Annotated in this window: 8 protein-coding genes; 4 read left to right on the top strand and 4 right to left on the bottom strand. The window is 54.2% G+C overall.

Annotated elements, in window-relative coordinates:
• The first annotated feature begins 2 nt into the window (after positions 1 to 2).
• The 4 genes from JRC49_09435 to JRC49_09450 all read left to right on the top strand — a co-directional run bounded on the left by JRC49_09435 (position 3) and on the right by JRC49_09450 (position 3,979).
• Positions 3 to 869: a hypothetical protein gene (locus JRC49_09435; protein ID QTE70028.1), complete on the top strand. Its 867-nt coding sequence runs from the start codon at positions 3 to 5 to the stop codon at positions 867 to 869.
• 248 nt (positions 870 to 1,117) lie between these two features.
• On the top strand, positions 1,118 to 2,266 hold the full coding sequence (locus JRC49_09440; protein QTE70029.1) for a hypothetical protein: 1,149 nt from the start codon (positions 1,118 to 1,120) through the stop codon (positions 2,264 to 2,266).
• Positions 2,267 to 2,339: 73 nt separating this feature from the next.
• On the top strand, positions 2,340 to 3,506 hold the full coding sequence (locus tag JRC49_09445) for a hypothetical protein (GenBank protein ID QTE70030.1): 1,167 nt from the start codon (positions 2,340 to 2,342) through the stop codon (positions 3,504 to 3,506).
• A 149-nt stretch (positions 3,507 to 3,655) separates the two neighbouring features.
• Positions 3,656 to 3,979, top strand: coding sequence for an antibiotic biosynthesis monooxygenase (locus tag JRC49_09450; protein ID QTE70031.1), 324 nt, complete (start codon positions 3,656 to 3,658; stop codon positions 3,977 to 3,979).
• A gap of 132 nt (positions 3,980 to 4,111) precedes the next feature.
• Here JRC49_09450 and JRC49_09455 read toward each other — a convergent pair whose 3' ends face one another.
• From JRC49_09455 to JRC49_09470, 4 genes are all read right to left on the bottom strand, one after another.
• Positions 4,112 to 5,029, bottom strand: a complete 918-nt coding sequence (locus tag JRC49_09455) for a magnesium transporter CorA (GenBank protein ID QTE70032.1) — start codon at positions 5,027 to 5,029, stop codon at positions 4,112 to 4,114.
• A 170-nt stretch (positions 5,030 to 5,199) separates the two neighbouring features.
• On the bottom strand, positions 5,200 to 7,983 hold the full coding sequence (locus JRC49_09460) for a DUF4214 domain-containing protein (protein ID QTE70033.1): 2,784 nt from the start codon (positions 7,981 to 7,983) through the stop codon (positions 5,200 to 5,202).
• A gap of 73 nt (positions 7,984 to 8,056) precedes the next feature.
• Positions 8,057 to 10,516, bottom strand: coding sequence for a DUF4214 domain-containing protein (locus JRC49_09465; GenBank protein ID QTE70034.1), 2,460 nt, complete (start codon positions 10,514 to 10,516; stop codon positions 8,057 to 8,059).
• 477 nt (positions 10,517 to 10,993) lie between these two features.
• Positions 10,994 to 11,848: a hypothetical protein gene (locus JRC49_09470; protein ID QTE70035.1), complete on the bottom strand. Its 855-nt coding sequence runs from the start codon at positions 11,846 to 11,848 to the stop codon at positions 10,994 to 10,996.
• Positions 11,849 to 12,207: the final 359 nt, after the last annotated feature.

Here is a 12,207-nt window from a genome sequence, read left to right on the forward strand (position 1 = left end):
AGATGAAAAAGAGTATCTGTATCCTTTTGATTGCTGTGGCCTGCCTGCTGTGCCTGACAGGGGCGGCTGCGGCGGAATATGTAAAGTTTTCCAAATACAACATGTTGGAAATTACCGGGATTGATGATACGGTTTATGTCCTGACAGGGAGAGCGGGCGTCTGGTCCTGGAAACCGGGTGATCAGGAGCTGACCCTGTATGAGAGCGGTTATGAATGGCCGGATTATGAGGGCCTTGTCGCCGTGGACGGCGTTCTGTATACGGTTAATAAGGAGAATTATCAGTTTACCGGCATCGGTGAAAACGGCCGCGGGGCTCCGCTGGACGGGGTTGCCATACCGGGTTTTAAGAAAACCGCCCATCTGGGACGGGGCTGGAGTATAAGCTCCATGCGGAATACGCCCTGCGGGTTATTCTGGAAGGTGTATCCAAACGAAAAATCAGAAACAGAACTGCTGTGCAGGCTGGATCTTTCGACGATGAAGCTTTCCTGCCGCTCTGTTTCGAGCATATTCGGAATATTCAGCTACTGGATTGAAGAAGATGGAACGACCTGGGTTATCCAGCAGAAGGACGGCGGGATCTTCTCCCTGTGCACCCTGGACTGGGACAGCGGAAAGCTGACAAAGGTGGATGAACTGCCTCATGGATCCGGCGGAATGATCATGAAGGACGGGGATATGTACTTTCTTGTCAAGAAAGGGCAGATCATCCGGCGCAAACCGGACGGCAGCATTGAAACCATCGGACAGGTGCCGATCCGGCAGAACAACCACAAAAACAGTCTTTTGCTGAATAATGACGTGATGGTGTATGTTGATATGAATGAAATGGCGTCTTTCAGCTTTGGCGAAGCACAGGAACAATAATATCGGGGTGGGCCGGATATAACGGCCCACCCTTCTTTTTTTCATTTTTGGAAACCAAATTGCCCTGCCGTTCGTCTAATAATTGAAAACATCATGGATCACAGATCGGATCTTCAGAAAGGAAAACTTATGAGGAAAATCGATAAGTATCTGAATTCAGCCATAGCCCTTACGCTCCTGTTCGCGGTGGCGCTTGTAATACGCTACGTCAACTGAACACAGATTTCATTTTTATCCCGGGGGTTATCATGTTTAAAAAGATATTGGCAATATTGCTCCTGCTCTCTTTAGCCGCTGCCTGCTGCTCTGCCTCCCTGGCGGAAGGAACAGTGAAGATCGGCAAAAAAGGCATAGATAATATGAAGTTTGCCGGATTGCTGCCGGATGGGCGGATGGTCTATGGCGGCTTCATGGAAGAGAGGACAGATTCCGACAGGAAAGCCAGGCTCCTGTGCCTGAACCCGGATGGGACGGTCTCCTGGGAGTATGTGGATCAGAAAGCAGGATATTATCATGAAACGGTTGTGACGGACGAAGGCACCATCGCAGTGCTGCAGCCCGGCACTGTGAGGCTTTTTTCCGCGGACGGGCAGTTCACGGGAAAAGAGATACCTTTGGATAATTCGCGCGGGTTTTATTTATACGAGCTCACAACCCATGGCCTGCTGACAGAGGCTAAAGAGTTTACCGGCTGGGATGGGAATACCCTGTTTGCGCTGGCCGATCCCCTGATGTACAAGGTGCACAGCCTGACTGCGGATGAGGATGGCCTTGTCCTGACGGGCTGGGAATCGCTTTGGAGGGGTCTGGACGTTCCGGCAAAGATCATGAAGGTTGACTGGCAGGGAACAATCCTGTGGGAAAAGACACTTCCCGTGATGACGGAAGAAGACAGCGGGTGGCTGCAGCCGAGCTTTCGAACCGGTGACGGCGGATACCTGGCTTTGCATGAACAATCCGTTTTTCATCCCGATACGGAACAGATGTCATACTATGCGGAGGTCGTCAAAATCAGCGCTGACGGGGAGATCCTCTGGACCCAAAGAGCGGCTGATTCCGGGGAAAACCCGGATATGATTTTTACGGATATCGTGGAGTATAACGGAAAGTATGTGGTGTTCTGCAGGAAACAGGGGCAGTCTTTCTATCCCGGTATCCTGCTCTACCTGTGGCTGGACAGCGATGGAAACGAGCTGGGAACCATCCGGCGGTCGGTCAGTAAGGAGGATATTCCTGAACTGGCAGCCGGAAGGAATGTGGACACAAGCCTGGGACAGCTGGTTGCCACAAAGGAAGGGCTGTGGCAGAGCATCACATTCTGGGATGAAGACCTGAACAATGAGAAGAAAACGTATGATAGCATGCAACAGGTACTACTGCCCGTTCCGGTGCTCTAGGAACACAGGGGAGGATTCCCTGCGCACGCAAATATTATAATTATCATTATGAATTTAACCGGAGGTGCCTGTCATGTATAAGAAGCTGCTGGCAATACTGCTCCTTCTGTCTGTATCCGTATTCTCCTGCTCTGCCTGCTTTGCGGATGATATGGTGAAGATTGGCGGAGGCGGGACCGGGCTCCTGATTTATGTGAATTATCAGGACACACTGCCTGACGGACGGATGATCTTCAGTGGAAGAGGGGGAGCGGATTTTGAACGGCAGAGGGCCAGGCTCCTGTGTGTGAATCCGGATGGAACAGTATCCTGGGAGTATTTGGATCAGGACGAGAAAGAGTTTTATAAAGTGGTTGTCCTGGAAGATGGAAATATTGCCGTCCGTATGAAAGAAAAAGTCGTGCTTTTTACCCCGGATGGGAAAAAAACCGGAAGGGAAGTCATACCGAGCGGGGCGTCTGTGGACAATACGCAGGTGATTTCCCGCGGGCTGCTGAAGCATTACGGGGAAAAGAACGGTTTTACGGAATTCATTGACTGGGATGGAAACTTCCGGTTCCGGACAGACGGCGCTTTTTATGCGACGCTTACAGAGGATGACGGCCTGGTTATGACAGGCCGGGATCCCGGCGTGGGCGCATCTTTTGCTGATGCGATCATTATGAAAATAGACTGGCAGGGAAATCTGCTTTGGAAAAAGATCCTGCCATCCATGACAGAAGAGCGCGGCGAAGCAACGGACATATCAGATCTGGACGGGTGCTTCCGGACGAGTGACGGCGGCTATCTGGCTGTACATAAACAGCATGTAAAAGACTACGACCACCCTAATGATTATCACGATTGGCGGGAGTATACGGCGCTGATTAAATTCAGTGCTGATGGAGAGATCCTCTGGGAAAAGCAGCCTGAGACGGGACGGCGGTTCGAGGATGTCGCTGAGTATGAAGGGAAATATTGTGTGTCTTATTACAGCGGGCTTGATATTCCCGGAAACATCTGTTATCTGTGGCTGGATGCGGATGGGAATGAACTGGGCACAACAGTTCGCTCGCTCAACAGGCAGGAGATTCCCGGGGAATGGTATGGCAGGTTGATGAGAAAGATGCAGATGGAAATGATCCCTTCAAAAGAAGGATTGTGGCAGAATATCCAAATCATTAATGAAAACCTGACCAGTGCGGGTGATAACTACATTATGAGCGTGCAGCAGATGCTGGTCCGGGTTCCGGAACTGTGACAGATATATAATCAAAAGGTCCTGCGGTGCAGGGCCTTTTTTTGATATTGATCCACCCACTTGAATTCCGGCGGGATAACAGGTAATATGGAGGGGAAGAGAAATGAGGACAACTGCATAAAATACTGAATGGCAGGAGGACAACGACCATGATTACAATGCTGATTTACTACCGCGGCTCGGTAGGAGCCGCCGGATCCTTTGTGGCGCAGATGGAAGCGGAAGGCATCGCGGCGGATATCCGCCGGGAGCCGGGCTGCGTCCGCTATGAGTATTTCCAGCCCTTGGACGAGCCGGGCACCATCCTGCTCCTCGATACCTGGAAGAACCAGGAAGCCCTGGACGCTCACCATGCCTCCCCGATGATGAAGCGCCTGGCCGAGCTCCGGGTGCGGTTTGACCTGAAGATGACCGCGGAGAAATACGTCAGCGTGGATCTGGGAGAAGACAGCAAGTACATCAAATGGGAATAAGTGTAACAAAAATCAACGGGCCCTGCATTGCAGGACCCGCTTATTGTTTGTGTTCGTATTGTTATGAGTTTTCGGACAATTCCAAATACCCAAAATAATTCTGAATTCTGAATTCTGAATTCTGAATTAATCTCACATCCACTTTTTCTTTTTGAACCAGAACAGGCACAGGATCACGATCAGGATGGAGACCACGATGATGACCGGATAGCCGAAGCGCCATTCCAGCTCGGGCATGTAGCGGAAGTTCATGCCGTACCAGCCCGCGATGAGGGTCAGGGGCAGGAAGATGGAGGTGATAACCGTGAGCACGGTCATGATGCGGTTCTGCCTCACGTCCAGGTGGGACTGGATCAGGTCCCGCAGCTGGGTCACATATTCCCGCTGGCCGGTAACCATATCCTGCAGGCGGATGACCCGCTCGGTGAACATATGGAAGTAGCGGAGGTTTTCATCCCGGAAGAAGTCGTTCTCGTTTTCTTCCAGCTCCTGGCTGAAGTCGATCAGCTGTTCATAGTGGATCCGCAGGTCCAGGAGATTGCCCCGGATGTCGTTCATCTCGGCGGGATAGCTTTCGATCTCACCCCGCAGGATGGATTCCTCCAGCTGGTTCAGCCTGTGCTCTGACTTTTCCAGCAGGGCCAGGTCCTGCCCGATGGTGGTTTCCAGCAGGTCGTACAGGAAACGCTCCAGTCCGGGCAGCTTCCACTTTTTCGTGCGGGCGATGGTCTGGACCAGCTGCTCCGCATATCCGTTGTCATCCACCAGGACGATGCCCTTTTCATCCAGGGCAAAGGAGAAGGCATGGCGCGCGCCGCTGATGTCCGTCCTGTCCGGAATGGAGAAGGTGCCCGTGAGGGAATCCTGGTTCACGATGGCTTTCGTTTCCTGCGGCGGAACGGTTTCCATGTCCATATCAATGAGCATGTCAAAGCAGTCCCGGCGCTGCTGCCACTCCTCCGTGGTCAGCACGGCCACATACTGGGCGCCGCCCTTGGCGAGATCTTCAGGCGCGCAGGGGGTCAGGGACTCTTTGATCAGGTAATACATACGATCAACTCCGCTTTTCAGATTGTTTTCCCTGATCCAAAAGATATCACAAAACCGCTGTGAATGCCAGCAAAAAGGTTATCTTCTACCTCCTGCCTCCTACTTCCTACCTCCTACCTGAACAAAACGAAGAAGCGCCGGATCGCTCCGGCGCTCTTCGTTTGTTTTGTTTAGTTCGCCATATTCTTTACGACGGCTTTGAACTCGCCGCTCTTGGAAAAGGTGTTCAGCAGCTCCTGCAGGGAGGTGCCTTCGTTCAGCTTCTGGGTCCAGGTGACCAGGCCTTCCGCGTCCGCTTCCCGGTTCATGTAGACCCGGTAGAGGATCTTCACCAGCTCTTCGCCGCCGATATTCCGGCTTTCGAACTCGCCGGAGAAGAGGAAGCCGCGGGCGATCTGGTCCGGAGTCTTGGAGCCGTTCAGCATCTGGCCGATCCAGCTTTCCAGTTCTGCCTGGCTGGCTTCACGGCCCAGGATGTTGCGATAGCAGCGGCCGATGAATTCCTTCGCCTTTTCTTCGTTCACGTAGATGGCCTGCACTGCGGTGCCCAGGTTCGCGTCGGTTTCGGAGGCGTTGACGATTTCCACCTTGGTGACGTTCTCGCCGGTGGTCTTCTTTACGGCGGGGGCGGCTTCTTCAGCTTGTCCGCTCAGGGTTTCTTCCGCCTGCGCCTTCATGGTTCCCACATTCACAGTGCCGGGCTTGATGCCGTAGGAATCGCAGATGGTCTTGAACTCAGTGGAGCCGCAGAAGCCGTTGATGACCGCCGTCAGGGGCTGGCCGCCTTCCAGCTTTCCGACCCAGTCAGCCTTGCCCTTGGCGTCGGAACCGCGGCCCAGCATGGCCTTGTACAGGATTTCCACGGCGTCGGCATTGCTGACCTTCTTGTTCTGGAATTCAGAGCTGGCAACTAACTGCTCGATGATTTCCGCGGCAGCCTTCCGGCCGGACGCCAGTTCACCGGACCAGGTGTTCATGCCGCCTTCATCCGCGTCACGGCCCAGGACGATCTTGTAGCAGCGGGAGACGAAAGCCTGGATCTTTTCATTGGACGCAGCGGGCTGCTGGGGTTCGGGCTGGGTGTCCGGAACGGACACGGTGCCGGGGTTGATGCCGTAGGTTTTGCAGAGGTTGCCGAATTCGGCGGATCCGCAGAAGCCGTTGATAACGACCTGCAGGGGCTTGCCGCTATCCAGCTGGGTGAGCCAGCTGGCCTTGCCTGCGGAATCGGAGGGCCGGTCCAGCATGGCCTTGTAGAGGATTTCCACGGCGTCGGCATTGCTGACTTTCTTGTTTTTGAACTCAGCGCTGCTGACGAACTGGTCAATGATTTCAGCGGCAGCCTTGCGGCCGGAGTTCAGCTCGTTGACCCAGGTCTTCATGCCGCCTTCGTCCGCGTCACGGCCCAGGACGATCTTGTAGCAGCGGGATACGTAGGCCTTGATCTGTTCATCTGAGGCGGCGGGCTGCTGCTCTTCAGGCTGGGTGTCCGGAACGGATACGGTGCCGGGCTTGATGCCGTAGTTCTGGCAGAGGTTTCCGAATTCAGCGGAACCGCAGAAGCCGTTGATAACAGCCTGCAGGGGCTTGCCGCTTTCCAGCTGGGCGACCCAGCTTGCCTTGCCGGCGGAATCGGAAGCCCGGTCCAGCATGGCCTTGTAGAGGATTTCCACTGCGTCAGCCTTGCTGACGTTTTTGTTCTTGAATTCAGTGCTGGCGACAAACTGCTCGATGATTTCCGCGGCGGCTTTCCGGCCGGAGGCCAGCTCGCCGGACCAGGTGCTCATGCCGCCTTCATCCGCGTCACGCCCCAGGATGATTTTGTAGCAGCGGGCCACAAAGGCCTTGATCTTGGCTGGATCTCCCATGGCTTTGAAGTTCAGGCCGCGCTTCTGGGCATACGCCTGGGCGGTGCTGCCTGCATATCCGCAGAGGACGGCGTTGGGAGATTCATCGAAGATATTGTAATTGCCTTCACCTTCGAGTTCCTCGATGACTGCGTTTGGATTCAGGATAGTGACCTGCTTCAGGTTCGGGTTGTTTGCAAAGGCATATCCGCCGATTTCCTTTACGGATTCCGGAAGGGTTACGCTCTCCAGGGAGGGGGAGAAGGTGAAGCACATCCAGTGAATGGCGGGAATTCCGTTCGGGATGGTTACGTTTTTCAGGTGCTGCGCATGCTGGAATGCATAGGCGCTGATGGCCTTCATTCCCGCCGGGAAATCATTGGCGCCCAGGGTTTCCTGCTTACGCCCGGCCGGATAGAAGAGCAGTGTCGTACCCTTTTTATCGAACAGCATACCGTCGATAGAGCGGTAAGAGAGGTTTCCCTCGGCAACCCTGATTTCCTTCAGATCGGGATTGTTGGAAAAGTGAACATTGTAAGAAAAGTCCGTGAGCGAGGCCGGGAGATCAATCGCGGTGAGACTGGTAGCCGATATCGAGGAAGCATAGATTGTTTCGGTTCCTTCCGGGATGGCATATTCCCCGCCTTTTTTTCCGGCAGGATAGTACAGAAGCTTCGTTTTGCTCCGGTTGAACAGTACGCCATCCACGGAAACGAAAAACTGATTGCCTTCCGCCACGTCGATGGACTCAAGCGCTGTATTGTAGGCAAAAGCCTGGGCTGTTCCGATCTTCCTCAGGGAAGCGGGCAGGGTGATTTTTGTCAGCTTATCGCAGGAGAAGAAACAGTAGTTTTCGATTTCCTTCAGGGTTTCGGGCAGGTTTACTTTCGTCACTTCTGTGTCGTCGAAAGCCCACTTGCCCAGGATTTCAATACCATCGGGTACGGTGACTTCTCCGCCTTTGCCATGGTATTTCACCAGGACTGTGCCGTCAATTTCAAAGTCGCTGTTTCCGGCAGCCAGCGCGGAAGCGGTAAAGCAGGAGCTGCATACCAGCAGCAGGCTGATGATCAAAGCAAAGAGTCGGTTCCGCATCGATTGTTTCATTTGTTCTAATCCTTTCTTTCCCTGAATCTCTTTTTCAATATCCGAAGCGGCTGACGGATCCGCCCGGTTGATTTCAGTTCGCCATATTCTTCACGACGGCTTTGAATTCGCCGGTCCTGGAGAAGGTGTTCAGCAGCTCCTGCAGGGAGGTGCCTTCGTTCAGCTTCTGGGTCCAGGTGGCCAGGCCTTCCGCGTCAGCTTCCCGGTTCATGTAGACCCGGTAGAGGATCTTCACCAGCTCTTCGCCGCCGATGTTCCGGCTTTCGAACTCGCCGGAGAAGAGGAAGCCGCGGGCGATCTGGTCGGGCGTTCTGGAACCGTTCAGCATCTGGCCGATCCAGCTGTCCAGTTCTGCCTGGCTGGCTTCACGGCCCAGGATGCTGCGGTAGCAGCGGCCGATGAATTCCTTCGCCTTTTCTTCATTCACGTAGATGGCCTGCACCGCGGTGCCCAGGTTCGCGTCCGTTTCGGAGGCGTTGACGATCTCCACCTTGGTGACGTTCTGGTTGGCGGTTGTCTTCACGGCGGGGGCGGCTTCTTCAGCCTGTCCGCTCAGGGTTTCTTCCGCCTGGGCTTTCGTGGTTTCTACCTTCACGGTGCCGGGCTTGATACCGTAGGAGTCGCAGATGGCCTTGAACTCAGTGGAGCCGCAGAAGCCGTTGATGACCGCCGTCAGGGGCTGGCCGCCTTCCAGCTTTCCGACCCAGTCAGCCTTGCCCTTGGCGTCGGAGCCGCGGCCCAGCATGGCCTTGTACAGGATTTCCACGGCGTCCGGATTGCCGTGCTTCTTGTTCTGGAATTCAGCACTGGCCACAAACTGCTCGATGATCTCGGCGGCAGCCTTCCGGCCGGAGGCCAGTTCACCGGACCAGGTGTTCATACCGCCCTCATCCGCGTCACGACCGAGGATGATCTTGTAGCAGCGGGACACAAAGGCCTGGATCTTTTCATTGGACGCAACGGGCTGCTGGGGTTCGGGCTGGGTGTCCGGAACGGACACGGTGCCGGGGTTGATGCCGTAGGTTTTGCAGAGGTTGCCGAATTCGGCGGATCCGCAGAAGCCGTTGATGACGGCCTGCAGGGGCTTGCCGCTATCCAGCTGGGTGAGCCAGCTGGCCTTGCCTGCGGAATCGGAGGGCCGGTCCAGCATGGCCTTGTAGAGGATTTCCACGGCGTCGGCATTGCTGACTTTCTTGTTTTTGAACTCAGCGCTGCTGACGAACTGGTCAATGATTTCAGCGGCAGCCTTGCGGCCGGAGTTCAGCTCGTTGACCCAGGTCTTCATGCCGCCTTCGTCCGCGTCACGGCCCAGGACGATCTTGTAGCAGCGGGATACGTAGGCCTTGATCTGTTCATCTGAGGCGGCGGGCTGCTGCTCTTCAGGCTGGGTGTCCGGAACTGTCACGGTGCCGGGCTTGATGCCGTAGTTCTGACAGAGGTTGCCGAATTCAGCGGAGCCGCAGAAGCCGTTGATAACGGCCTGCAGGGGCTTGCCGCTTTCCAGCTGGGCGACCCAGCTGGCCTTGCCGGCGGAATCGGAAGCCCGGTCCAGCATGGCTTTGTAGAGAATCTCCACGGCGTCAGCCTTGCTGAGCTTCTTGTTTTTAAACTCGTCACTGCTGACGAACTGGTCAATGATTTCCGCGGCGGCTTTCCGGCCGGAAGCCAGCTCGTTGTACCAGGTGTTCAGACCGGTCTTGTCGGCATCCCGGCCCAGGATAATCTGATAGCAGCGGGAGACAAAAGCCCTGGTCTTGTCCGGATCGGGCTTGGTGCCAAAGGCCGCAAGCGCGGGGATGTTGATGTCGTTTTCACTGAAGCCCAGTTCGGTGAGTGTCTTGCCGCCGAAGAGGCCGGTGGATTTGTCATAGTCGTAGGAGCCTTTGTTTGCGCCTTTATGCAGGCTGACATAGGCAGACTCGATATTTCCGTTGTTATCGTAGAGGAGGTGCAGGTCTCCTTCGTCGATTCGAGCATAGGCATCGACGCTGGACATTTTGCCGTTGGTATAGCTGATTCTTTTATGTACGCCGCCGGCACCCATGGCGTTGTAGCCCTGGGAGAAGGTTTTTTCGTCATATTGGACATATGCTTTTTTGCTGATGGAATAGTGCAGGACCCAGTCCACTTTTGCGTTGTTATGTGAAGTGCAGATGTAGATTTTGTCCTCAAGCTCCAATGTACCATCCTGGATCTGTTTGGAGGCGACATACTCATCTGCTATGGTGTCGTGGCCACTGTAATAGGCATGACCGATAAACGTATTGTTTTCGTCAAATGTGTATACCAGCGGTACTTCTTCCTGCTTATTGTCCTTGGTGTACACCAGGATCATTTGAGTTGCGCCGGTGGATTGATATGGATAGTCTGTGACAACGTATGCTAATCCCCTGGAGTCAAACTCTACCCGGAAGGTAAAGTCCACAGCCATGGGAATCTTGGACACGCTGGTATAGCCGTATTCAGCCAGGACAGGACTCATGATTGCGATGCACAGCAGCAGCGTAACAGCGAAGACCAACAGTTTCTTCATGATTCAGTTCTCCCTTTCCCTTTTAGCGTCCGGAACGGCTGACAGATCCGTCCGGCTTCTGCTTCCGGAATCAAAGATAACATACATGACATTACCGTGTCATCACAACGATGTAACAATGGTGTAAACAATGTAAAAGATGTGTATGAGTGCATACAGACAAGATGGAGAAAAAAAGGAAAAATATCGCGGAATGTATGACAGAGGGACAGACTTTCAGTCACATTCTTTTCAAGAACAGTGACAGACAGTCAGTCCCTACAGTCACGCATTCCGCGCTGCTTTGAGATCCCAACTCGATTTGATAGTAACATGTTATATAATAACAGTGAAAAACAATGTTATTTTTAAGTTATTGAGGAGGCATCCGTGCTTCAGCACGGCGAATGCCTCCCATGCTACAGCCATCCATTTCTGCGAGTTTATGACGATGCAGAAATGGAATATGGCGATCGCAAAGTCTTAAGTTTTCAGTATTCATTGGCAAGCAGAAGAATATTTTCTGCTTGCATAATATTTCTCTTCTTCAGGGAAGTCGATGGTCGGCACATCCGCGGCCATGGCGGCGGTACGGGCATTCCGCTCCAGTTCCGCGACCAGCTCCCGGTTGAGGAGGGCTTCATTGCCTTCAGCTTTGGGCTCCGCCTGTACATCCTGATGGCGGGCACGGACAGCCTCCATTCTTTCATAGGTGCTGTTCAGCTTTTCCGCTTTCTGCTGCTCCCGTTCGGCCTTGCGTTCTTCCTGACGGGTGCGGAGGGCCTCCATCCTTTCATAGGTATTGTTCAGCCGTTCCGCCTTCCGCTGCTCCTGCTCCGCTTTGCGTTCCGCGATTTCCGCGCGGACGGTGGCGAGATGCTCGGCGATTTCCTGCTGCCGTTCATGATGGCGTACCCGGATGGCTTCCATCCGTTCAAAGGTATTGTTCAGCCGCTCCGCTTTCCGCTGTTCGCGTTCCTCCTGGCGGGTGCGGATCTCCTCGATCTTCGCCTGGGCAGCCGCGATCTTCTCATCTGTTTTCCGGCGGCGCTCTTCATCCCGGGCCTGGGAGGCTTCGACCTGCTCAAGGACAGCGTCGACATGCTCATCTGTTTTCATCTGGGCCTGATCCCGCACGGCCCTGCCGATATCGCGGAAATCATGCTTCGCCTTCCTTACAGCTTTGCGGACTTTCCGGGCGGCCTTGTGCACGTCCGCCTGCATCTCTTCCAGGTCGAAATTCCGGTGGAAGAGCCAGCCCAGGAGCCCGCCGAAGAGCAGGCTCCGGCCGAAGGAACGGCGGCGTCTGCCAAGAAGGTTACCAAGCAACAGAATTCCCAGCCAGGTAGGCATTTTACTTCTCCTTTCATCCGGGAGTCTCCCGGTATGAAAAAAGGATACTGTGAAGACAGGAAAGAAAACAGGACGGGAAGCGGAAAATAAAGGGGGCTATTTCTCCGATCTCCATTATTTACACCGTAGTAATACCGTAGATAATGAATACAAGGGAGCGAAAGGAAATGGATGCTCCAGGTTATATGCGTCCTTCGGACGTAGCAAGGGATTTTTCCACTGCACTCCACTGCGTTCCGTTCCGGTCGAAATGACAGCCTGTATGCTGCGGTTTCTTTCTGTTATGAATAAACCCAGTCGTCCACATTGTCATTCCGACTAAGGGCACAGAGTGCCCGCATGGAGGAATCTCCTCCGGG

This window comes from Clostridiales bacterium FE2011 (assembly GCA_017569305.1).
GTDB lineage: Bacteria > Bacillota > Clostridia > Christensenellales > Aristaeellaceae > Aristaeella.

What these genes read in the sequence shown, in the direction of transcription:
- JRC49_09435 (QTE70028.1), top strand. Translation starts at nt 3, where the DNA reads ATGAAAAAGAGTATCTGTATCCTTTTGATTGCTGTGGCCTGCCTGCTG.
- JRC49_09440 (QTE70029.1), top strand. Translation starts at nt 1,118, where the DNA reads ATGTTTAAAAAGATATTGGCAATATTGCTCCTGCTCTCTTTAGCCGCT.
- JRC49_09445 (QTE70030.1), top strand. Translation starts at nt 2,340, where the DNA reads ATGTATAAGAAGCTGCTGGCAATACTGCTCCTTCTGTCTGTATCCGTA.
- JRC49_09450 (QTE70031.1), top strand. Translation starts at nt 3,656, where the DNA reads ATGATTACAATGCTGATTTACTACCGCGGCTCGGTAGGAGCCGCCGGA.
- JRC49_09455 (QTE70032.1), bottom strand. Translation starts at nt 5,029, where the DNA reads ATGTATTACCTGATCAAAGAGTCCCTGACCCCCTGCGCGCCTGAAGAT.
- JRC49_09460 (QTE70033.1), bottom strand. Translation starts at nt 7,983, where the DNA reads ATGAAACAATCGATGCGGAACCGACTCTTTGCTTTGATCATCAGCCTG.
- JRC49_09465 (QTE70034.1), bottom strand. Translation starts at nt 10,516, where the DNA reads ATGAAGAAACTGTTGGTCTTCGCTGTTACGCTGCTGCTGTGCATCGCA.
- JRC49_09470 (QTE70035.1), bottom strand. Translation starts at nt 11,848, where the DNA reads ATGCCTACCTGGCTGGGAATTCTGTTGCTTGGTAACCTTCTTGGCAGA.